Origin of the sequence: Arthrobacter agilis, assembly GCF_030816075.1 — a bacterium.
Lineage (GTDB): Bacteria > Actinomycetota > Actinomycetes > Actinomycetales > Micrococcaceae > Arthrobacter_D > Arthrobacter_D agilis_E.
This window is the reverse complement of record NZ_JAUSXO010000001.1, coordinates 2,665,137-2,684,375: the sequence shown is the minus strand read 5'-3', so window position 1 is coordinate 2,684,375 and position 19,239 is coordinate 2,665,137. Positions and strand designations below refer to the sequence as shown.

Annotated in this window: 23 protein-coding genes; 13 read left to right on the top strand and 10 right to left on the bottom strand. The window is 69.7% G+C overall.

What is annotated here, in order from left to right; all coding sequences use genetic code 11:
• Positions 1-123: 123 nt before the first annotated feature.
• The 4 genes from QFZ50_RS12515 to QFZ50_RS12500 all read left to right on the top strand — a co-directional run bounded on the left by QFZ50_RS12515 (position 124) and on the right by QFZ50_RS12500 (position 2,622).
• The gene (locus QFZ50_RS12515; protein WP_307084615.1) at positions 124-1,326 is read left to right on the top strand and encodes an acetoin utilization protein AcuC; all 1,203 of its coding nucleotides are present in this window, start codon (positions 124-126) and stop codon (positions 1,324-1,326) included.
• Positions 1,327-1,378: 52 nt separating this feature from the next.
• Positions 1,379-1,906 carry an ArsR/SmtB family transcription factor gene (locus QFZ50_RS12510; RefSeq protein WP_307084613.1) on the top strand — a complete coding sequence of 176 codons (528 nt, stop codon included), beginning with the start codon at positions 1,379-1,381 and terminating at the stop codon, positions 1,904-1,906.
• Between the two features lie 211 nt (positions 1,907-2,117).
• Complete coding sequence (locus QFZ50_RS12505; protein ID WP_307084610.1) at positions 2,118-2,330, top strand: helix-turn-helix domain-containing protein; 213 nt, start codon at positions 2,118-2,120, stop codon at positions 2,328-2,330.
• Positions 2,331-2,523: 193 nt separating this feature from the next.
• Positions 2,524-2,622 (top strand): 30S ribosomal protein bS22, encoded by a 99-nt coding sequence (locus QFZ50_RS12500; protein ID WP_003792170.1) that lies wholly within the window; start codon positions 2,524-2,526, stop codon positions 2,620-2,622.
• Positions 2,623-2,724: 102 nt separating this feature from the next.
• On the opposite strand, the gene QFZ50_RS12495 is transcribed toward QFZ50_RS12500, so the two are convergent.
• A complete protein-coding gene (locus tag QFZ50_RS12495) occupies positions 2,725-3,537 on the bottom strand; it encodes an HAD family hydrolase (RefSeq protein WP_307084607.1) in 813 nt (270 codons plus the stop codon).
• 72 nt (positions 3,538-3,609) lie between these two features.
• Between QFZ50_RS12495 and QFZ50_RS12490 the strand changes: the two genes are divergently transcribed.
• Together QFZ50_RS12490 and QFZ50_RS12485 are read left to right on the top strand one after the other, a co-directional pair.
• A complete protein-coding gene (locus tag QFZ50_RS12490) occupies positions 3,610-3,882 on the top strand; it encodes a glutaredoxin family protein (RefSeq protein ID WP_307084605.1) in 273 nt (90 codons plus the stop codon).
• A gap of 136 nt (positions 3,883-4,018) precedes the next feature.
• Entirely contained in the window at positions 4,019-4,726 is a 708-nt protein-coding gene (locus tag QFZ50_RS12485) for a redox-sensing transcriptional repressor Rex (RefSeq protein WP_307084603.1), read from the top strand.
• Between the two features lie 16 nt (positions 4,727-4,742).
• Here the strand turns inward: QFZ50_RS12485 and QFZ50_RS12480 are convergent, their stop codons facing one another.
• Both QFZ50_RS12480 and QFZ50_RS12475 read right to left on the bottom strand, forming a co-directional pair.
• Entirely contained in the window at positions 4,743-5,519 is a 777-nt protein-coding gene (locus QFZ50_RS12480) for a hypothetical protein (RefSeq protein WP_307084601.1), read from the bottom strand.
• Positions 5,520-5,694: 175 nt separating this feature from the next.
• Positions 5,695-6,252, bottom strand: coding sequence for a YceI family protein (locus tag QFZ50_RS12475; protein WP_307084599.1), 558 nt, complete (start codon positions 6,250-6,252; stop codon positions 5,695-5,697).
• A gap of 168 nt (positions 6,253-6,420) precedes the next feature.
• Between QFZ50_RS12475 and QFZ50_RS12470 the strand changes: the two genes are divergently transcribed.
• The 5 genes from QFZ50_RS12470 to ccsB all read left to right on the top strand — a co-directional run bounded on the left by QFZ50_RS12470 (position 6,421) and on the right by ccsB (position 11,427).
• Positions 6,421-7,095, top strand: coding sequence for a histidine phosphatase family protein (locus tag QFZ50_RS12470; protein WP_307084597.1), 675 nt, complete (start codon positions 6,421-6,423; stop codon positions 7,093-7,095).
• Between the two features lie 39 nt (positions 7,096-7,134).
• Entirely contained in the window at positions 7,135-7,755 is a 621-nt protein-coding gene (locus QFZ50_RS12465; RefSeq protein WP_373462275.1) for a TlpA family protein disulfide reductase, read from the top strand.
• A 117-nt stretch (positions 7,756-7,872) separates the two neighbouring features.
• Positions 7,873-8,589, top strand: coding sequence for a cytochrome c biogenesis CcdA family protein (locus QFZ50_RS12460; protein WP_307086804.1), 717 nt, complete (start codon positions 7,873-7,875; stop codon positions 8,587-8,589).
• A gap of 85 nt (positions 8,590-8,674) precedes the next feature.
• The gene (gene resB, locus QFZ50_RS12455; RefSeq protein WP_373462274.1) at positions 8,675-10,399 is read left to right on the top strand and encodes a cytochrome c biogenesis protein ResB; all 1,725 of its coding nucleotides are present in this window, start codon (positions 8,675-8,677) and stop codon (positions 10,397-10,399) included.
• Entirely contained in the window at positions 10,399-11,427 is a 1,029-nt protein-coding gene (gene ccsB / locus QFZ50_RS12450) for a c-type cytochrome biogenesis protein CcsB (protein ID WP_307084595.1), read from the top strand. The genes resB and ccsB overlap by 1 nt, the downstream gene beginning before the upstream one ends.
• A gap of 378 nt (positions 11,428-11,805) precedes the next feature.
• Here the strand turns inward: ccsB and QFZ50_RS12445 are convergent, their stop codons facing one another.
• On the bottom strand, positions 11,806-12,252 hold the full coding sequence (locus QFZ50_RS12445) for a PLD nuclease N-terminal domain-containing protein (RefSeq protein WP_307084593.1): 447 nt from the start codon (positions 12,250-12,252) through the stop codon (positions 11,806-11,808).
• A gap of 30 nt (positions 12,253-12,282) precedes the next feature.
• Between QFZ50_RS12445 and QFZ50_RS12440 the strand changes: the two genes are divergently transcribed.
• Positions 12,283-12,588 carry a DUF4229 domain-containing protein gene (locus QFZ50_RS12440; RefSeq protein ID WP_307084591.1) on the top strand — a complete coding sequence of 102 codons (306 nt, stop codon included), beginning with the start codon at positions 12,283-12,285 and terminating at the stop codon, positions 12,586-12,588.
• 28 nt (positions 12,589-12,616) lie between these two features.
• Here the strand turns inward: QFZ50_RS12440 and QFZ50_RS12435 are convergent, their stop codons facing one another.
• From QFZ50_RS12435 to QFZ50_RS12410, 6 genes are all read right to left on the bottom strand, one after another.
• Positions 12,617-13,501, bottom strand: coding sequence for a 1,4-dihydroxy-2-naphthoate polyprenyltransferase (locus QFZ50_RS12435; RefSeq protein ID WP_307084589.1), 885 nt, complete (start codon positions 13,499-13,501; stop codon positions 12,617-12,619).
• Between the two features lie 51 nt (positions 13,502-13,552).
• Positions 13,553-14,683: an AMP-binding protein gene (locus QFZ50_RS12430; protein ID WP_307084587.1), complete on the bottom strand. Its 1,131-nt coding sequence runs from the start codon at positions 14,681-14,683 to the stop codon at positions 13,553-13,555.
• A gap of 7 nt (positions 14,684-14,690) precedes the next feature.
• On the bottom strand, positions 14,691-15,644 hold the full coding sequence (locus tag QFZ50_RS12425; RefSeq protein WP_307084584.1) for a 1,4-dihydroxy-2-naphthoyl-CoA synthase: 954 nt from the start codon (positions 15,642-15,644) through the stop codon (positions 14,691-14,693).
• A 49-nt stretch (positions 15,645-15,693) separates the two neighbouring features.
• Complete coding sequence (locus QFZ50_RS12420; protein WP_307084582.1) at positions 15,694-16,131, bottom strand: VOC family protein; 438 nt, start codon at positions 16,129-16,131, stop codon at positions 15,694-15,696.
• Positions 16,132-16,199: 68 nt separating this feature from the next.
• A complete protein-coding gene (locus tag QFZ50_RS12415) occupies positions 16,200-17,063 on the bottom strand; it encodes an SGNH/GDSL hydrolase family protein (RefSeq protein ID WP_307084580.1) in 864 nt (287 codons plus the stop codon).
• The gene (locus tag QFZ50_RS12410; protein WP_307084577.1) at positions 17,060-17,488 is read right to left on the bottom strand and encodes a hotdog fold thioesterase; all 429 of its coding nucleotides are present in this window, start codon (positions 17,486-17,488) and stop codon (positions 17,060-17,062) included. The genes QFZ50_RS12415 and QFZ50_RS12410 overlap by 4 nt, the downstream gene beginning before the upstream one ends.
• A 458-nt stretch (positions 17,489-17,946) precedes the next feature.
• Between QFZ50_RS12410 and QFZ50_RS12405 the strand changes: the two genes are divergently transcribed.
• Complete coding sequence (locus QFZ50_RS12405) at positions 17,947-19,239, top strand: ABC transporter substrate-binding protein (protein ID WP_307084575.1); 1,293 nt, start codon at positions 17,947-17,949, stop codon at positions 19,237-19,239.

The window sequence follows — 19,239 nt, the reverse complement described above, 5'->3', positions numbered from 1 at the left end:
CGGCACCGTGTCGACCCGTGCCGGTCCCGGTGGATCCGACAGGTCCTGATTGTCCCTTGCAGTAGTAAAGCATCCCATCGGGGTACGTCGTCGGAATATCGCCGATCGCGTACCCTTGCAGGGATGTCTACGCACTCCAGGTCAGCGGTGCCCCTCCAGGTCGTCTGGGCCGAATCGATGCTGGCCTACGACTTCGGCGGGCAGCACCCCATGAACCCGGAGCGGCTGCACCTCACCGCCCGCCTCGTGCGCGAGTGCGGCCTGCTGGACCTGGACGGCGTGACGGTCGCCGATCCGTTCGTCGCCTCCGACGAGGACCTCGCGACGGTCCACAGCGCCGAGTACATCAACGCCGTGCGGCAGGTGAGCCGCAACCCCGGGACCTCCGACGCCGCACGGGGGCTGGGCACCGAGGACAACCCGGCCTTCGCCGGCATGCACGAGGCCAGTGCCCGGCTCGCGGGCGGGTCGCTCGGCGCCGCGGACGCGATCCTCGGCGGCACGGCCGTCCGGGCCGTCAACTTCGGTGGCGGGATGCACCACGCCGCCCGGTCGAGGGCCAGCGGCTTCTGCATCTACAACGACGCCGCGGCCGCCGTGCAGCGCCTGCTCGATCGCGGAGCGCAGCGGGTCCTCTACATCGACGTCGACGCCCACCACGGCGACGGCACCCAGAGCATCTTCTGGAACGATCCCCGGGTGATGACCATCTCGCTCCACGAGACGGGCATGAGCCTCTTCCCGGGCACGGGCTTCGCCAGCGAGACCGGCGGACCGGACGCGGAGGGGTCTGCGGTGAACGTGGCCCTGCCCACCATCGCCGGGGACGCCGCCGTCCTGCGGGCCTTCCACGCCGTCGTCCCGCAGCTCGCCGCGGCTTTCGCGCCCGACGTCATCGTGAGCCAGCACGGCTGCGACTCCCACCGGGAGGATCCCCTCACGAACCTCCGGGTCAGCGTCGACGCGCAGCACGCGATGATGGTCGCCGTACGGGACCTCGCCGACCGCCTGTGCGAGGGCCGGTGGATCGCCACCGGGGGAGGCGGGTACGCCCTCGCCAGCGTCGTGCCGCGGTCCTGGGCCCTGCTCGTCGCCGTCGCGGCGGGGGCGGCCACCGGTCCGAGGACCCCTGTGCCGGAGGCGTGGCGCCAGTACGTCCTGGACCGGCACGGCGTGGATGCCCCGCACCTCATGGGTGACGGCGCCGACACGTGGTGGCGTTCCTGGGAGATCGGCTACGACCCCAACGACGAGCTGGACCGCACGGTGATGGCCACACGGAAGGCCGTGTTCCCCCTGCACGGGCTCGACCCCTGGTTCGACTGACCACGCGCCGCCACAGGATGCCGTGAGGCGCATATATCGCTAGGGTGGGCGAATGGGAATCGATGATGTATTCGCCGTCATCGCCGAAGGCACGCGCCGCCAGATCCTGCGGCACCTGCGCGACGGCGACAAGGCGGTGGGCGAGCTCGTGGTGGAGCTGCAGGTGAGCCAGCCGACGGTGTCCAAGCACCTGAAGGTCCTGCGGGAAGCAGGTCTCGTGACCATGAGGGCCCAGGGCCAGAAGCGGTACTACTCGCTGGACCCCGCACCCCTCGGGCACGTGCGCGCGTGGCTCGCCGGATTCGATCCGGAGGAGGTCCGGGAGTCCTCGCCGGCCGACGCCGTCCCGGAGCGCGACGTCCTGCCCGAGCCGGTGCCCGAGACCGTCTCCGACGCCCTCGACGCCGCAGGTCCGGAGCAGGAGGGGGCCGACGTGCTGGCAGCGGCGGTCCTCGCCGGACCGGGACCGGCGGAGATCGAGATCCCCAGGCCCCAGATCGGCAGGACGATGGGGCGCGCGGCCGAACGGGCTGCGGACCTGCTCTCGCAACTGCGTCGTCGTCGCGACCCGTCCTCGTAGGTCTCCTCCGAGGTCCGGTCGCAACGGCTCGCCGGTGCTGCGCAGGCCGCAGCGGGGCTTTCACTTCTGTCCCACCAGCCACTACAGTGGACCCTTAGACGGATAATCCTTTTGCTACAAGGCGCCACGCCGAACGGTCGCCCCGGGGTAAGCTTCTCGATGCCGGTCTCAGGGTGAAGAGCTGGCCTCCATGCAAAGGAAAAGTGGTGAGATGGCAGACGGGAAGTCCTTCTCGGATGTGCAGTTCCTGACGGTCGCCGAGGTGGCCGACCTTCTGCGCGTATCGAAGATGACCGTGTACCGACTCGTCCACGCGGGAGACCTTCCGGCGGTACAGTTCGGCCGCTCCTACCGCGTTCCCGAATCCGCCGTCGGGGATTTCCTGCGCAGCGCCCAGGTCGACGGGCAGTCCGCCAGCGCCTGAGCCTGCGGCGGTCCGGGCTGTTCGCCAAACGGATGTACCCTGTTAAGGAGCGTTTTGGGCGGGCTTTCGCCCGCCCGTCTGTGTGCATCAACCAGGGCGACTGCCATCAGGCACTCGCCATCCGCCACCAGTGCTGGCCCACCGGCTTCCGGCCGTGGTCCGTGCTGGCACCACGACAGTCTGTGAGGACTTTATGGGTTCAGTAATCAAGAAGCGCCGCAAGCGTATGGCCAAGAAGAAGCACCGCAAGCTGCTTCGCAAGACCCGCCACCAGCGCCGCAACAAGAAGTAGCCAGCCGTCCGGCCACGAGCCGGCGCGCCGACCGGCCCGGATCCCCGCCCTCGTGGCGGGGAGCCGGGCCGCTCTCGTTCCCCCTGGTGATCCGGTGCGGTGTCAGCGGCTCCTGAAACGGGAGAATCCGCGCCACAGGCCGTAGATCGACCCGGCGACGGTGGCCGCACGCAGCCCGAGCGTCGCGGCGCGCCGGCCGCTGCGGAAGTCGTACACGGGCCAGTTGTTCGCGCGGGCATGGCGGCGCAGCCTGCTGTCCGGATTGATCGCGACGGGGTGCCCGACGACGGTCAGCAGGGGGATGTCGTTGTAGGAGTCGCTGTAGCCCCAGCAGCGCGCGAGGTCGAGGTTCTCGCGTTCCGCGAGGACCAGGATGGCGGCGGCCTTGGCCGGTCCGTGCAGGAACTCCCCGACCAGCTTGCCCGTGTAGAGGCCGTCCGCCACCTCTCCCACCGTCCCGAGGGCGCCGGTCAGGCCCAGTCGGCTGGAGATGACTCCCGCCACCTCCACGGGTGTCCCCGTCACCAGCCAGACCTGCCGGCCGGAGGTGAGGTGCTGCTCGGCCAGGGCACGGGCGCCCGGCCAGATCTTCGACGCGATCATCTCGTCGTAGACCTCTTCGCCGAGCGCCAGGATGTCCTCGTGGGCGATCCCGATGGCGAAGGCGAGGGCCGCGTCGCGGACCGAGTTCACGTCGGTCATGGTCTCGCCGCGCATGATGAAGCGCAGCTGCTTCCAGGCCAGCCCCGCGGCGAAGCGCAGTGTGAAGGCTTTTCGCTGGTACATCTTCCGCGCCACGTGGAAGAGGCTCGCTCCCCGCATCAGCGTGTTGTCGACGTCGAAGAACGCGGCCTCGCCCTTAAGCGGTGCCGGAGGCTCTGGGATGGGCTGCGTGCCCCGGGCGGCGTCCGGCATGTTCGTAGTGTAGTTCTTCCCTCCCACCCTTCCCTCAGGCCCCTCGCGGCGGCGCGGCAGTACCGTGGAGGCATGGAACCACCAGTCGAGACGCCGGGTCCCGGCGTCGTGCTCCTCACCCGCCCCGAGTGCCACCTGTGCGATGACGCGCGGGCCGTGGTGGCGCGCGTGACCGCCGACTCCGGACTCGGCTGGCGCGAGCTCTCCGTGGCCCAGGCGCCCGCGCTCGGCGCCCGCTTCGCCGAGGAACTGCCCGTCCTGTTCATCGACGGCGTGCAGCGTGATTTCTGGTCCATCGACGAGGGCAGACTGCGCCGCCTGCTGTCCCGCACACCGGGTAGCTGAGCCGGGAAGAGGTGCCGGCCGCCGGCTTGGTGAGCCCGGACCGTCGGCATACAGTGGGGGTACTTCCGCCCCTCGACGACGAGGGACCGGAGGGTCCGCCCGCCCATCGCGGACGGTGGCGCTAGCAACGGAGCCGATGACAGTGACAACGCCGGACATGCCAGGCCTTCATCCCGTCGGGGACGGCCCGCGCCACATCCCGCCCGCGTCCGTGGCCCGCCTCACCATCTACCTGAGGGCCCTCAACGCGCTGCTCGCGGAGGGCATCGAACGCGTGTCCTCCGAGGAGCTGGCGGACGCCGCCGGCGTGAACTCGCCCATGCTCCGCAAGGACCTCTCCCACCTCGGGTCGTACGGCACGCGGGGCGTCGGCTACGACGTGCAGGTCCTCACCCGGCAGATCTCCATCGCCCTCGGACTCACGCTCGACTGGCGCGTGGCGATCATCGGGGCGGGAAACCTCGGCCGGGCGCTGGCAGGATACTCCGGCTTCGTCTCGCGGGGCTTCGAGATCGTGGCGATCTTCGACGCCGACCAGCTCGTCGTCGGAGCGGAGGTCGGGTATCTCCGGGTCAGTGCCGTGGACGACCTGGAAGCGGTACTGGAGCGGACGCGCACCAATATGGCGGTCCTCTCCGTCCCCGGACCGGTCGCGCAGGAGCTGTGCGACCGGCTGGTCGCGGCGGGCATCTCGAGCATCCTCAACTTCGCGCCCGTGGTGCTGCAGGTGCCGCCGCACGTCCAGGTGCGCAAGGTGGACATGGCCACGGAGCTGCAGATCCTGGCCTATCACGCGCAGAGGGCGCAGGAGCCGGACCTCGGTCCGATCTCCCGCGCCCAGTAGGAGGCGTGGGCCCCGCTCAGTACCCGAGCTTCTGCGGCGCGAAGTAGGGCCGCGCCGGCTTCAGCCACGTCATCGCGACGCCGGCGACGCCGAGGAGCATCACGATCACGCTGAAGGTCGTCGCGAGCCCGGAGGTCTCGGGGATCGTCTGACCGCTCGCCGCGACGGCCTCGCTCGCAAGGGGCATGAGCAGGAGGGTCGCGGCGACCCCCAGGACGTCGAGCACGGCCAGGACGGTCGCCGTGATGCGGGCCCAGTTCTGACCCCTCCGGATGAAGATCGCCAGGACCACGTAGACGGCGGCGAAGACGACGGCGACCACCAGTCCGAAGGCGATGCCGACGGACGCACCGGGCATGTCGGGCACCTGCGAGGTGAGTGACGAGATGATGGACGACACGAAGTACAGGGCGCCGGCGGCCAGGATCAGGTAGTAGGCCCGCATCACCTCCTTCGGAGCCGGTCCCTTGTCCGCCTGCTGCGACAGTGCTCCGCCGCCCGGATAGGCGTAGCCCGAGGGCTGGCCCGCCTGGGAGCCGTACTGGCCGGACTGCCCGTACTGGGTCGGCTGGCCGGACTGGCCGTACTGGCCCGGCTGTCCCTGCTGGCCGTACGGGCCAGGCTGTCCCGGCTGTCCCTGCTGCGGGTACTGGCCCGGCTGTCCCTGCTGCGGGTACTGGCCCTGCTGCCCGTGCGGGCCTGCCGGGTCCTGGCTGCTGCTGCTCGTGCCGGGCGGGTTCCAGGCCTGCCCCTCGCCCTGGCCTGTGCCCGGGTTGTCCTGTGGCGTACTCATGTCGGCGTCCTCCGATGCGCTCTTGCGCCGGTGCCCCCATGGACGTACCCGGCGTGGATGTGATGACTGCAAGAGTAGTTCGTCGGTTCCGGACCGGGACAGGCCTTAACGCCGACGGCCGGCACCGTCGGGGGAGACGGTACCGGCCGGGGTGGGGCGGCTGCGCCGCGCCGGATCAGACCGTGACGTCGGCGGGGGCCACGAAGGCGGCCTCGATGGTGATGGTCACCTTGTCGCCGACCAGGACGCCGCCGGCTTCGAGGGCCGCGTTCCAGGTGAGGCCGAAGTCCTTGCGGGAGATGGTGGTGGAGGCGGAGACACCGGCGCGGGTGGCACCGAAGGGATCCACGGCGACGCCGTTGAACTCGGCGTCGAGCACCACGGACTTGGTGATGCCGCGGATGGTGAGGTCGCCGTTGATGCGGTAGGTCTCGCCCGAGCCCTCGTGGGAGGTGGAGACGAAGGTCATCTCGGGGTATTCCTCGACGTCGAAGAAGTCGGCGCCCTTGACGTGGCCGTCGCGGTTCGCGTCACCCGAGGTGAAGGACGCCGTCCGGATGGTCGCGGAGATGCTGGAGTCCTCGAGGGTGGATCCGACGGTGAGCGAGGCGTCGACATCCCCGAAGGAGCCGCGCACCTTGCTGATGCCGGCGTGGCGGACGCTGAAGCCGACCTCGCTGTGGGCGGGGTCGAAGGACCAGGTGCCGGGGGTGAGGCTGGAGGGAACGGTCATGATGAGCTCCTGAGGTGGGCCGGAAGAGGTGTACGCCTTAGATAAGTATGCGTATGCATGATTTATTCCACGAATCAGTAAAATCTTCAACTAATGTGCCGGGAAGTCCGCTCAGGCACTGGAGCCGCCGATTCGCCGTCGTGCGCGCGTATGCGGGAAACTGGAGGAATGCAGCGATCAACCGTCCACCTGGTGCGCCACGGTGAGGTCTACAACCCCGAGGGTGTCCTGTACGGCCGGCTCCCCGAATTCCACCTCTCCGACCTGGGGCGGCGCATGGCCGAGCAGATGGCCGGCCACTTCGAGGAGCGGCTCCGCGGAGGGGCCAATATCGTGCACCTCGTCGCGTCCCCGCTGATCCGTGCGCAGGAGACGGCGCAGCCCGTGGCGGAGGCACTCGGGCTCGCCATCACCACGGACCCCCGCATCATCGAGGCGGAGAACCGGTTCGAGGGGATGTCCCGGATCAAGAGCCGGATCCGCCAGCCGCGCTACTGGCCGCTGCTGGTCAACCCCTTCCGGCCCTCGTGGGGAGAGCCCTACGCCCGGCAGGCCGAGCGCATGCTGGTGGCGATACAGGACGCGCGTCGCAGCGCGGTCGAGCTCGCCGGCGACGCCGAGGGCCGACCCGCCGAGGCGATCCTGGTGAGCCATCAGCTTCCCATCTGGGTCACGCGGCTCGCCGCCGAGCACCGCCGCCTGTGGCACGACCCGCGCCAGCGCGAATGCACCCTCACCTCGATCACCTCGCTCGATTTCGTCGGCGACACCATCGAGCGGGTCCGCTACGCGGAGCCCTGTGCCGACCTCCTGCCCGGTGCGGCGAATGTCCCCGGCGCGTAATAGAATTACTACACGTCGTAGAAAACAATGGAAGAAGCCGTGACCCGAAGCATCCGCTCCACGAAGCGTCCCCGCCTGCTCACACTGGGCATGGCGCTGGCTCTCGCCGTGCCGGTTTCGCTCGTGGTGACGTCGTGCGCGGCGGAGGACCCGCTCGCCCAGCAGGCGGCGGCGGGCGACGGCAAGAACTACATCGCCGGTGACGGGTCCGTCACCGAGTACGCGGAAGCGGATCGGGGAGAGCCCGTCGAGGTCTCCGGTGACCTGTTCGACGGCACGTCCGTCTCGAGTGCCGCATGGGACGGCCAGGTCACGGTCCTCAACTTCTGGTACGCCTCCTGCGCCCCCTGCCGCGAGGAGGCTCCGAGCCTCGTCGCGCTCCACGACGAGTTCGCACCGCAGGGTGCCGCCTTCTACGGCGTGAACATCCGCGACGAGCGGGCGACCGCCGAGGCCTTCGAGCGCAGCTTCGGCATCCCGTACGGCAGCTTCGACGACAAGGACGGCGGGGTGCTGCTCGACATGACGCAGTACGTGCCGCCCCAGGCCGTCCCCACGACGATCGTCCTCGACCGCGAGGGGCGGGTGTCCGCGCGGATCCTCGGACTGGCGGACCGCAGTACGCTCAAGGCCCTGATCGACGATGCCCTCGCCGAGTAGCGCGTCCGCCGCGCCGTGCCGATGAACCTCCCGACGATCGTGCCGGCGGGGCCACTGACCACGTCCCTCCCGCTCGCAGCGGGGAACGGCTTCGCCGACGCCGTCCTCAACGGCTCCATGCTCCTCGCCCTGCCGGTGGCCCTGCTGGCGGGGCTCGTTTCCTTCGCCTCGCCCTGCGTCCTGCCGCTGGTGCCCGGGTACCTCGGGTACGTCACCGGACTGACGGGGGTGGACCTCGAGAAGCAGAAGAGGGGGCGCATGGTCGCCGGGATCGGCCTGTTCGTCCTCGGTTTCTCGGTGGTCTTCATGGCCTACGGCACGCTGTTCGGTCAGCTCGGTGCGTTCCTGCGCGTCTCCCAGGGCTGGCTCATCCAGGTGTTCGGCGTCGTCGTGATCCTCCTCGGCATCGTCTTCATGGGCGGCCTGTCCTGGTTCCAGCGCGAGAGCCGGGTGCACGCGAGGGTACCGGCAGGGCTGCTGGGAGCCCCACTGCTCGGCGTGACCTTCGGACTCGGGTGGGCGCCGTGCATCGGCCCCACGCTCGGCGCCGTCCAGCTGCTCGCGATCTCCGGTGATGACGCCACGGCCCTCAAGGGTGCTGTGCTTACCTTCGTCTACTGCCTGGGTCTCGGCCTGCCGTTCCTGCTGATCGCGCTCGGTGTGCGTCGCGGGATGGGGGCGCTCGCCTTCTTTCGGAAGCACCGGCTGCTGCTGCAGCGGGCGGGCGGCGGGATGCTGGTGCTCGTGGGCGTCCTCATGGTCAGCGGCGTCTGGAACCTCCTCATCACCCAACTCCAGGACCTGCTGATCGGCACCGTGGTCCTGCCGATCTGACCGGGTGGTCCGCCACCCACCGACACGACACGAGCACCGACACGAGCACCGACACCAGCACCGACACGACGATGGAAAGGCCACAGTGAAGCAGGACGTTTCAGAGGACACGAGGGACGGGGCGGGCGCCACACGCGCCGAACCCGACGTCGTCCTGCCCTCGCTCGGATTCCTCGGCACCCTGCGGTGGGTCTGGACGCAACTGACGAGCATGCGGACCGCGCTGTTCCTGCTCCTGTTGCTCGCCGTCGCGGCCGTGCCCGGCTCGCTGTTCCCGCAGCGGCCCGCGAATCCCGCCGTCGTCACGCAGTACCTCCAGGACAACCCCGACACCGGGCCCGTCCTCGACTGGTTCCAGCTCTTCGACGTCTACTCGTCGGTCTGGTTCTCCGCGATCTACCTCCTGCTCTTCATCTCGCTCATCGGCTGCGTGATCCCGCGCGCCGCCGCACACTTCCGGGCCGTCCGCTCGAAGCCGCCGCGCACGCCCAAGCGGCTCTCCCGGCTGCCCGTGTACGGCACGCTCGAGGTGCCCGCCGGACAGGCGCGGGACACAGGACTCACCCCCGCCGCCGCTGCCGAGCAGGCCGCCGCGCTGCTGAAGAAGCGCGGGTACCGCGTGGACGTGCGCGACGCCGGGACCGACCGCCCGTCGGTCGGCGCCGAGCGTGGCCTCGCCAAGGAGTTCGGCAACCTCGTCTTCCACACCTCGCTGATCGGCGTCCTGGTCTCGGTCGCCGTCGGCGGGCTCTTCGGCTACAACGGGCAGAAGGTCATCGTCGAGGGCGACAGCTTCGTCAACACCCTGATCGGCTACGACAGCTTCAACCCCGGGTCCAACTTCTCGGACGATCAGCTCGCGCCCTACTCCATCCGCCTCGACTCCTTCGACGTCCGCTTCGACCGGGAGCAGGTGAGCCACTACGGCCAGCCACTCGACTTCACGGCCAAGGTCACCACCCAGGACGGCCCGGGCGAGGACGAGGAGCAGCAGGTCCTCAAGGTCAACGCGCCGCTCACCATCGGCGGCACGAACGTATACCTCGTCGGCAATGGTTACGCACCCGTCGTCACCGTCCGCGACGGCGAGGGCAACATCGCGTCCCAGGGGCCCGTCGTCTCGGTTCCGTCCGACGCCCTGTACACATCCCTGTTCGTCCTCAAGGCGCCGGACGCCAAGCCGGACCAGCTCGGCTTCGTGGGGTTCTTCCTGCCCACCGCGTTCGTGGACGAGGAGGGCGTCTCCTTCTCGCGGGACCCCGACCCGTTCAACCCGCAGCTCAACCTGAACTCCTACTACGGGGACCTGGGGCTCGATGACGGAACCCCCGAGAACGTCTACGTCCTCGACACCGAGGACCTGACGGAGCTCAACAGCCGGAACAACGACGCCGGCGGCATCGTGCTCGCTGTCGGCCAGACCTACGATCTGCCCGAGGGCAAGGGCTCGGTCACGTTCGACGGGCTCAAGCGCTACGTCGCGCTCGACATCCACCACGACCCGGGCGAGGCGGGTGCCCTCGTCTTCGCGACCCTCGCGCTGCTCGGGTTGACGGCGTCCCTGTTCATCGGGCGTCGGCGGCTGTGGGTGCGGACCGGGGAGCACCCGGACGGGCGCCTCATGCTGGAATACGGACTGCTTGCACGCGGCGAGGACCCCCGGCTCGTCGCCGAGGGCAAAGCCATCGAGACATTGCTGGCGGACCGCTTGTTGGTGCCGTCCGGCACCGCGGGGGACCATAGGGAGCAGGAGGCCGCGCAGTCGGCAGCAGGCTCCGGGCACGCGCCACACAACGCAAAGGACAACTGATGCCACAACCAGTCAATGCCGAGCTCGGGCAGGTCAGTGAGCTCTTCATGCTGCTGGCCTCCATCGCCTACGTGGTGGCCCTGATCTTCTTCGTGCTCGACCTCGTGAGGTCCAGCGCGACCATCGGTGCGCTCGAGTCCCGCCTCGCCGGTCAGGCCGCCCCGGCGCGGGCTCTCGCGGGAGTCGGTGCGCGCGGCGCAGGGTCGACGACGGACGCCGGTACGACGCCGACGACGGCCGACGATTCCATGGACTACGGCTCCGGACCCCGGCGTGGACGGGCCCGCGTGGCCGTCTCGCTGACCGTCCTGGCCGCGGTGATCCACGGTGCCGCCGTTCTCACGCGCGGCCTCGCGGCCCACCGTGTGCCCTGGGGCAACATGTACGAGTTCTGCACCACCGGTGCCTTCCTCGTCGCACTCATCTTCCTCATCACGCTCACCCGCAAGGACCTCCGCTTCGTCGGTTCCTTCGTAGTGGGGCTCGTGGTGATCATGCTCTGCGCCGCGACGGTCGGCTTCCCGACGCCCGTCGCCCGCTTGATCCCTGCCCTGCAGAGCTACTGGCTGATCGTGCACGTCTCCATCGCCGTCGCGTCCTCGGCGCTCTTCACCATCACGTTCTCCATGTCCGTGCTGCAGCTCCTGCAGACCTCCCGCGAAGCCAAGCTGCTCGCGGGCAAGACTGACAACGCCAGGTTCCTGCGCCTGGTGCCGTCCGCGCTCAGCCTCGAGAACCTGTCCTACCGCCTCAACGCCGTCGCGTTCGTCGGGTGGACCTTCACCCTGATGGCCGGTGCCATCTGGGCGGAGCAGGCCTGGGGACGTTACTGGGGCTGGGACACCAAGGAGGTCTGGACCTTCGTGATCTGGACGGTCTACGCCGGTTACCTGCATGCCCGTGCGACGCGCGGCTGGACGGGCACGCGTGCGGCCTGGCTGTCGATCGTCGGGTACCTCTGCATCGTGTTCAACTTCACGATCGTGAACATCTACTTCTCGGGACTGCACAGCTACGCCGGTGTCTAGCCGGACGGGCACCGGAGACACGAGAGAGCCCCGCGGCATCGGCCGCGGGGCTCTCTCGTGTCCTGGGGTCCTCCCGTGGCGGAGCCGCCGATGGGCGGGGCCGTCGAGCGTGGTGCCCGGGGGCGGACGCCACCGCGCGGAGAGCCACGGTGGGCGTCACCGGGGATGCGCGTCGACCCCGGCCAACGATGTCCATGGCCGTCAGCCGACCACCGTCAGCCACAGCCGTCCGTTGTCCACCTCAGCAGACCTCCGTCAGCCACAGCCGTCCGTTGTCCACCTCAGCAGACCTCCGTCAGCCGACGTCCGTCAGCCGGCCGGCGGGAGGATCGGGGCGGGGCGGCATCGAGGACTCCGGCCCCGGGGACGACGGGCGCGTCAGGGCCGGTGCACGCCGGCGGGGCCCGATCCGGCGTCGTCGTTGCCCTCGCCGTCGTGCTTGTCCTCCCGGGCGGGGGAGTCCTTGCCGGTCTCGCCGGCCTTCGCCTCGCGGTCCTTCTGCTCCTGCTCGCGCCGGCGCCGCTCCTCCTCGCGGGCCCGCTGCCAGCGCTGCGCCTCGAGGTTCTGCAAGAAGGCGGGGTCGTCGTCCGGAGCGGTGGGCTGGCGGGGTGCGGGCCGTCGTGGCCCGGACGGCCCCTGCTTGCGGGGGCGGCCGAAGAGGAACCACATCCCTGCGCCGATGATTGGCAGCACCAGGATGGTGATGAACCACGCGGTCTTCGAGATACTCCGCACCTCGTGTTTTCGGCTCATGACACAGTCGATCAGCGCGTAGATGACGACGGCGACCGCCAGGATCGCGGCGAAGAGCAGGAGGCGGGGCATGCGCCAATTGTAGGCGAGTAAACTTGGAGCGTGGCCTTCCTCAAATTCACCGCCCTGCGCCTGCTGCTGATCATCGTCTTCTACGTGGCGTGCGTGCTGCTGGGCCTCGGGCTGTTCCTCTCGGCGGTGGTCGCAGCGATCCTCGCCTGGTGTGTGACGTACCTCTTCGCCCGGAACCTGAGGGACGCCGCCGCGGCGACACTGCAGCGCCGCTTCACGCCGGGAGCGCCGCCCGTCCGCACGGCCGTGGAGCTCGACGACGCCGCCGCCGAGGACGCCCTGGACCCCAACACCCCCGTGAACGTGGACCGCAAGCCGCGGGGTACCGCGGCCTGACCGGTTCCTCCCCGGCGGGTGCGCCCGTCTAGGCGAGGGCCGTGGTCACCACGATCCCGGCGGCGAACAGGACGCTGAACGCGAGGTTGATCAGGCCCGTCTGCTTCAGGACGGGGATCAGGCTCTTGCGCTTCTTGCCCTTCAGCATCAGCCAGCTGGGCATCAGGCAGGCCGGGACGAGCAGCAGGACGAGCAGTACCCACGGGTAGTCGTTGATCAGGAACAGCGGCAGCAGGATGGCCGCAGCGAGCATCATGACGTAGCTGATGCGTGCCGGCGTGTCCCCGAGCCGGACGGCGAGCGTGCGCTTGCCCACCGCGCGGTCCGTCGGGATGTCGCGCACGTTGTTGGCCATGAGCAGTGCCATGGCGATGAGCCCCGTGCTGACGGCTCCGATCCACGCTGCCGCGCTCAGCCGGTCCGCCTGGGTGAAGGTGGTGCCCAGCGTCGCGACGAGCCCGAAGAACACGAAGACGAAGAGGTCGCCCAGGCCGAGGTACCCGTACGGGTTCTTGCCCCCGGTGTAGCCCCAGGCGGCGGCGACGCAGCCCACGCCCACGAGCACCAGTACCCACGCCTGCGAGAGCAGGATCAGCGCGAGGCCTGCGAGCACGGCGAGGCCGAAGCAGGCGAAGGCTGCGGCCTTCACCTGCTTCGGCCGCGCGACCCCGGATCCGGTGAGCCGCAGGGGTCCGACGCGTTCGTTGTCCGTGCCGCGGATGCCGTCCGAGTAGTCGTTGGCATAGTTCACGCCGACCTGCAGCAGGACTGAGACGATCACCGCGAGCACCGCGTTGAGGGGTTTGAACGAGCCGAGTCCGTACGCGGCGGCGCTTCCGATGATCACGGGTGCGAAGGCCATCGGCAGGGTGCGGGGGCGGGCTCCTTCAAGCCATTGTGCGGCAGTCGCCACGGAGAGGTCCTTGTCGTCGGGTCGGGCGGGCTACGGGTGTGCGTCGAACGCCTAGGCGCGTTCGAGGAGCGTGGAGATGGTGCGGCGGTCGGGTTTGCCGCCGGGCAGCAAGGGTAAGGCGTCCAGGGTGACGATGGCCTTGGGGACCGCGTGTGCCCCCAGTTCGACGTGGACCGCCTGCCGGATGACCTCGGTGTCGACGTCTCCGACGACCGCCGCGGCCACGGCGGTGCCCCACTCCTCGCTGGAGATGCCGAGGACCATGGCCTGCTCCACCCCGGGCAGCGCCTCGATGACGTCGGAGACCTTCGTCGCCGACACCTTCAGTCCGCCCGTGATGATGACGTCGTCGAGCCGGCCGTGCACGGTGACCGAGCCGTCGAGGGCCACCTCGCCGGCATCGTCGGTGACGAACCAGCGCTCACCCGCATTGAAGACGAACTTCTCCTCGGTGAGGTCCGGCGCATTGAAGTAGCCGTCGGCCAGGACGGACCCGCCGATGCGCAGGCGGCCGTCCACCGCACGGAGTTCGACGCCGTCGAGGGGCGTGCCGTCGTAGACGCACCCGCCGCAGGTCTCGCTCATGCCGTACGTCTCGACGACCTTCAGATCGTGGCTGCGGGCGAGCGAGCGCAGCGACGCACCGGCCGGTGCCCCTCCGAGGAGGATCCGGTCGAAGCGGCGCAGCACCCGGAGCGTCTCCGGCGACGGATCGGCCAGCAGCCGGTGGAGCTGCGTCGGGACGAGCGAGGTGAACCGGACCCGGTCGGTCAGCTCCGCCGCGGCGCTCGTGAAGGCCTCGGGCGTGAAGCCCGCGGAGGTGTCCATGACCCACGGTTGCGTCCCGGCGAATAGGGACCGCACGAGCACCTGGAATCCGGCGACGTAGTGCACGGGGAGCGTCAGGAGCCACTGGCCCTCCGCCTTGAGCGCGAAGGCCGTGCCCATCGCGGACGCGGCGAGGGCGTCGACGCTGAGCATCGTCTGCTTCGGGATGCCCGTGGATCCGGAGGTGCTGATCACGGCGGCGATCTCGTCGTTCGGCAGGGCGCCGTCGAAGGTCTGGTCCGCCCGCACGTGGGGTGCGACGGCAGGGCCCTCGCCCGCGAGCGCGGCGGCGAGGGGCTTGAGCAGTTCGAGGGGATCGAAGCCCTCGGGGGTGTGGACGGGCAGGAGTTCCACGCCGCTCCTAGAAGTAGTAGGGGAACGGGGACCAGTCCGGGGCGCGCTTCTCGAGGAACGCCTCCTTGCCCTCCACCGCCTCGTCCGTCATGTACGCCATGCGGGTCGCCTCGCCCGCGAAGACCTGCTGGCCCGCCAGGCCGTCGTCCGGCAGGTTGAACGCGAATTTGAGCATGCGGACGGCCTGCGGACTCTGGCGGGCGATGTCGGCAGCGTACTCGAGCGCCACGTCCTCGAGGGCCGCGTGATCCACGGCCTCGTTCACAGCGCCCATCTCCACCATGTCCTGTGCGGAATACTCACGCGCCAGGAAGAAGATCTCCCGCGCCTTCTTCTGCCCGATCTGCCGGGCCAGAAGGGCCGAGCCGTACCCGGCGTCGAAGCTTCCCACCGTCGCATCGGTCTGCTTGAACCGGCCGTGCTGTGCCGAGGCGATGGTCAGGTCCGCCACGACGTGCAGGCTGTGCCCGCCGCCGGCCGCCCAGCCGTTGACGACGGCGATGACCACCTTGGGCATGGTGCGGATGAGCCGCTGGACCTCGAGGATGTGCAGGCGACCGGCACGCGCCGGATCGATGGTCTCCGTCGTCTCGCCCTCGGCATACCGGTAGCCGTCCCGCCCCCGGATGCGCTGGTCACCGCCGGAGCAGAAGGAATGGCCGCCGTCCCGGGGGCTCGGACCGTTGCCGGTGAGCAGGACGGTCGCGACGTCGGGGGACATGCGGGCGTGGTCGAGGGCCCGGTAGAGCTCGTCGACAGTGCCCGGGCGGAAGGCGTTGCGCACCTCGGGGCGGTCGAAGGCGACGCGCACGGTGGGCAGGTCCCGGACCACTGCGCCCCCGGCGTCGCGCTCCACGGCCCGGTGGTACGTCAGGTCCGTGAAGTCCTCGAACCCCTGGACGACCCGCCAGCGGGTCGGGTCGAAGATGTCGGATACCTTGGCGGGAAGCTCTGAAGTCACCCGTCGAGTCTAGCCGCGCAGCACAGGGCGGCGGCCCCGGCCCCCGCCGTCACGCGATGCAGAACTCGTTGCCCTCCGGGTCGAGCATGACGTACCACGTATGGGGGCCCTGCGAGTGCCGTTCCACGTAGCGGGCGCCCCTCGCCTCGAGCCGCGCACGCTGTTCGTCCCGGTCCGAGCCGGCGAGGTTGATGTCGACGTGCATGCGGTTCTTGGCGGTCTTCGGTTCAGGGACCGGCTGGAAGAGCATGCGCTCGCGGCCCGGTCGCCCCACGTCGGCCGCTCGGCAGATCGCCGTGCCGTCCTTCCAGACACGCCTGCCGTGGCGTTCGATCACGTCGGACTCGCGGGCATGGCCCTCGGCGATCATCCTGTCCAGGAACGCCTCGTCGGTGGGCTCCACCACCCAGTCGAGGGTCTCCGCCCACCAGTCTGCCTGGGCGTGTGGGTCCTTGCAGTCGACCGAGATCTGGATGGAGAAGGGCATGGCGACAGGCTAGGTCCCACGGCACGGTTTCGGAAGGCCCGGAAGGCGGTGCTCCGCGCGGGCCGGGCCTAGCACCGGGGCCGGTCGAGGTCCACGGCGTTCCGCACGGCGGAGTAGTACCCGTCCCGGTAGCCCTCGGCCGTGGGATGCAGATTGTCGGTCGCCTCGGCACGGAGGGTGATCCAGGGCGCGGGGGAGCCGAGGCCGTGGCCCTCGAAGGCCCTGACGGCGTCGACGAACACGAAGCGGTGGGCCGCGGCCCGGTCCTGGATCACCGCATTGAGTTCGTCCGTCCCCGCGTTGAACGCCTCCTGGGAGGCCAGGGGGATGAGCGCGTTCCCGAACTCCGGCGAGAAGAGGTGCGGGTACCCGGTGACGAGGACGGTGGCGTCGGGCGCCGCGGCACGGATCTCCCCGTAGAGCGCGTCGAGGTCGGCCGCCAGCGCGGGCAACGCCGTCGTGTTCTTCGAGGCGATCACCTCCGCACAGGTCGCGGCCGGCTGCGAGGCGCAGGCCGAGGCAGCCTCGCCGAACCCGGCGTCGTTCCCGCCGGCCGAGATGCTGACCAGTCCGGTCTCACCGGACAGCGCGCCGGAGGCGACGACCTCCGCCAGCTGCTCCGGCAGGTCGACGGCCCCACCGGGGTCCGTGGCGGCTCGCGCGCCGGCGCACGTGACGTCGGCGGTCAGTTCCACCTGCTCCTCCCCATCGAGCAGGCCGGGCAGGCCGAACGGGGACCGGCCGCAGCTGCCGGTGTAGGACCCGGCGCCGAATCCCGAGGCGTAGGAGTCACCGAGGGCGACATAGGACAGGGGGACCTCCGGCTCGGCCGCCGCCGGGCCGGCCGCGCCTCCGAGCATCGCGCTCGCGGCGAGGGCGACGACGGCGAGGCGTAGCACGCGGAACCCGGACGGCGAGGGGGCTGGTGTCATCCCTCCACGCTAGCGGCCGGGATGGGCCTGTCGAGGAGCAGATTGGTGATGCGGAGTGTGCACAGCCGCTGCCCCGCCTCGTCGGTGAGCAGCACCTCGTGGGTGGTGAGGGTGCGGCCGAGGTGAAGCGGTGTCGCCGTGATGGTGACCGTCCCCTCCCGGGCGCCCCTGTGGTGTGTCGCCGAGACGTCCACGCCCACGGCCGTCTTGCCGAGCGTCGAGGCATGGATCACCGCGGCCCACGAGCCGACGGCCTCACCGACGGCCAGCGAGGCGCCACCGTGCAGGAGCCCGAACGACTGGCGGTTGCCGGCCACCGGCATGGTCGCCACGACACGCTCGACCGACTGTTCCAGGATCACCACGCCCATCTTCTCGTCGAGTTCGCCGAGAACGATGGTCCAGGGGGAGGGTTCGTGCGACATCGGGGAGGTGCTCCTGGTTCGGGAAAGGGGGTGGTCGTCCGTCACTCTAGCGGTGCGTCCGTTGCTCCCGGGGACGGGCTCCGGATAACAATCGGATCACGCGGAGCCCTGCAGGTAGCTTCTGACCTGCGGCGATGATGTGAGCAGTGGGAATTCCCGGGCCGTGGAAGCGCTCCCACTTGACAGTGCCGTGGGTCACAGTCAGGATGGTGCGACAGCGTGAGAGCGCTCCCATCGGAACTGATCTCCCGGTCGGATCCCGACCTCGGGCTGTGAACACCCACTCGCACCGGCGGTGGGTTCCGGGTGCTCCCGGAGCCCACCACCGCCACTCCAGTCCTGGCACAGGCCCGATCAAGGGCCCCAGCCGCGTCCCGTCCGGATACCGCGCCCAGGAAGCACCACCCAGACCCCGCTGCACCCGGCGGTGGGATCCAACCCTGACAAAGGAGTCATCCGTGCACAGCAGAGCACGTATCACCGCACTTTCCGCCGCGGCGGCATGCCTCGCCCTGGCCCTCACCGCCTGCGGATCCGGCGGATCGGACAATGCCGGCGTCGAAGGCGAGACCGGCACCGAGGACGTCACCCTGTCCGTCGGCACGTTCAACGAATTCGGCTACGAGGAACTCTTCACGGAGTACGAGGAGCTCAACCCGAACGTCACCATCGAGCACAAGAAGGCAGCGACCTCCAACGAGGCCCGCGACAACCTCACCACGAGGCTCGCCGCCGGCTCGGGCCTGTCGGACATCGAAGGTATCGAGATGGACTGGCTCCCGGAGCTGCTCGAGTACTCCGACCAGTTCGCGGATCTCAAGGATCCTGCCGTCGAGGGCCGCTGGCTCGACTGGAAGGAAGCCGCCGCCACCACCGAGGACGGGCAGCTGATCGGGTACGGCACCGACGCCGGACCCGAGGCCGTCTGCTACCGCGCGGACCTCTTCGAGAAGGCCGGACTGCCCAGCGACCGTGAGTCCGTCGCGAAGATGCTCGAGGGTGACTGGCAGAACTACTTCGACGCGGGCAAGAAGTTCGTCGCGGCGAGTGACGGCACCGCCTGGTTCGATTCCGCCGGAGCCACCTACCAGGGCATGATCAACCAGGTCGAGAACGCCTACGAGGACAAGGACGGTACGGTCATCGCGACCGATAACGCCGACGTCAAGGACATCTACGAGCAGGTCCTCCAGGCCTCGGTGGACGACGGACTCTCCGCGCACCTGACCCAGTGGGAGGACGACTGGACGGCCAGCTTCCAGTCCGACGCCTTCGCCACGAAGCTCTGCCCGGGCTGGATGCTCGGCATCATCGAGGGCAACGCCAAGGGCATCGACGGCTGGGACATCGCGGATGTCTTCCCCGGCGGCGGCGGCAACTGGGGCGGGTCCTACCTGACCATCCCCACCCAGGGCGCCCACCAGGCCGAGGCCAAGAAGCTCGCCGAGTGGCTCACCGCCCCGGAGCAGCAGATCAAGGCCTTCGAGTCGAAGGGCACCTTCCCCAGCCAGGTCGAAGGGCTCGAGAGCGACACGCTGCTGGGCCAGACCAACGCGTTCTTCAACGACGCCCCCACCGGTGAGATCCTCGCCAACCGGGCCAACGCCATCGAGGTCCGTCCGTTCAAGGGGCCGAAGTACTTCCCCATCAACGACGCCATGCAGCAGGCCCTGACCCGCGTCGACGTCGACAAGACCGACGACCCCGCCTCCTCCTGGGAGAAGTTCGTCACCGCTGTAGGCGCTCTGTAG

Bases quoted from the DNA above. Each gene is read 5' to 3' on its own strand.
- QFZ50_RS12410 (WP_307084577.1), bottom strand. From the start codon at position 17,488: ATGTCGCACGAACCCTCCCCCTGGACCATCGTTCTCGGCGAACTCGAC.
- QFZ50_RS12475 (WP_307084599.1), bottom strand. From the start codon at position 6,252: ATGACCGTTCCCTCCAGCCTCACCCCCGGCACCTGGTCCTTCGACCCC.
- ccsB (WP_307084595.1), top strand. From the start codon at position 10,399: ATGCCACAACCAGTCAATGCCGAGCTCGGGCAGGTCAGTGAGCTCTTC.
- QFZ50_RS12510 (WP_307084613.1), top strand. From the start codon at position 1,379: ATGGGAATCGATGATGTATTCGCCGTCATCGCCGAAGGCACGCGCCGC.
- QFZ50_RS12490 (WP_307084605.1), top strand. From the start codon at position 3,610: ATGGAACCACCAGTCGAGACGCCGGGTCCCGGCGTCGTGCTCCTCACC.
- QFZ50_RS12505 (WP_307084610.1), top strand. From the start codon at position 2,118: ATGGCAGACGGGAAGTCCTTCTCGGATGTGCAGTTCCTGACGGTCGCC.
- QFZ50_RS12420 (WP_307084582.1), bottom strand. From the start codon at position 16,131: ATGCCCTTCTCCATCCAGATCTCGGTCGACTGCAAGGACCCACACGCC.
- QFZ50_RS12485 (WP_307084603.1), top strand. From the start codon at position 4,019: ATGACAGTGACAACGCCGGACATGCCAGGCCTTCATCCCGTCGGGGAC.
- QFZ50_RS12470 (WP_307084597.1), top strand. From the start codon at position 6,421: ATGCAGCGATCAACCGTCCACCTGGTGCGCCACGGTGAGGTCTACAAC.
- QFZ50_RS12515 (WP_307084615.1), top strand. From the start codon at position 124: ATGTCTACGCACTCCAGGTCAGCGGTGCCCCTCCAGGTCGTCTGGGCC.
- QFZ50_RS12445 (WP_307084593.1), bottom strand. From the start codon at position 12,252: ATGCCCCGCCTCCTGCTCTTCGCCGCGATCCTGGCGGTCGCCGTCGTC.
- QFZ50_RS12495 (WP_307084607.1), bottom strand. From the start codon at position 3,537: ATGCCGGACGCCGCCCGGGGCACGCAGCCCATCCCAGAGCCTCCGGCA.
- QFZ50_RS12480 (WP_307084601.1), bottom strand. From the start codon at position 5,519: ATGAGTACGCCACAGGACAACCCGGGCACAGGCCAGGGCGAGGGGCAG.
- QFZ50_RS12415 (WP_307084580.1), bottom strand. From the start codon at position 17,063: ATGACACCAGCCCCCTCGCCGTCCGGGTTCCGCGTGCTACGCCTCGCC.
- QFZ50_RS12500 (WP_003792170.1), top strand. From the start codon at position 2,524: ATGGGTTCAGTAATCAAGAAGCGCCGCAAGCGTATGGCCAAGAAGAAG.
- QFZ50_RS12460 (WP_307086804.1), top strand. From the start codon at position 7,873: ATGCTCCTCGCCCTGCCGGTGGCCCTGCTGGCGGGGCTCGTTTCCTTC.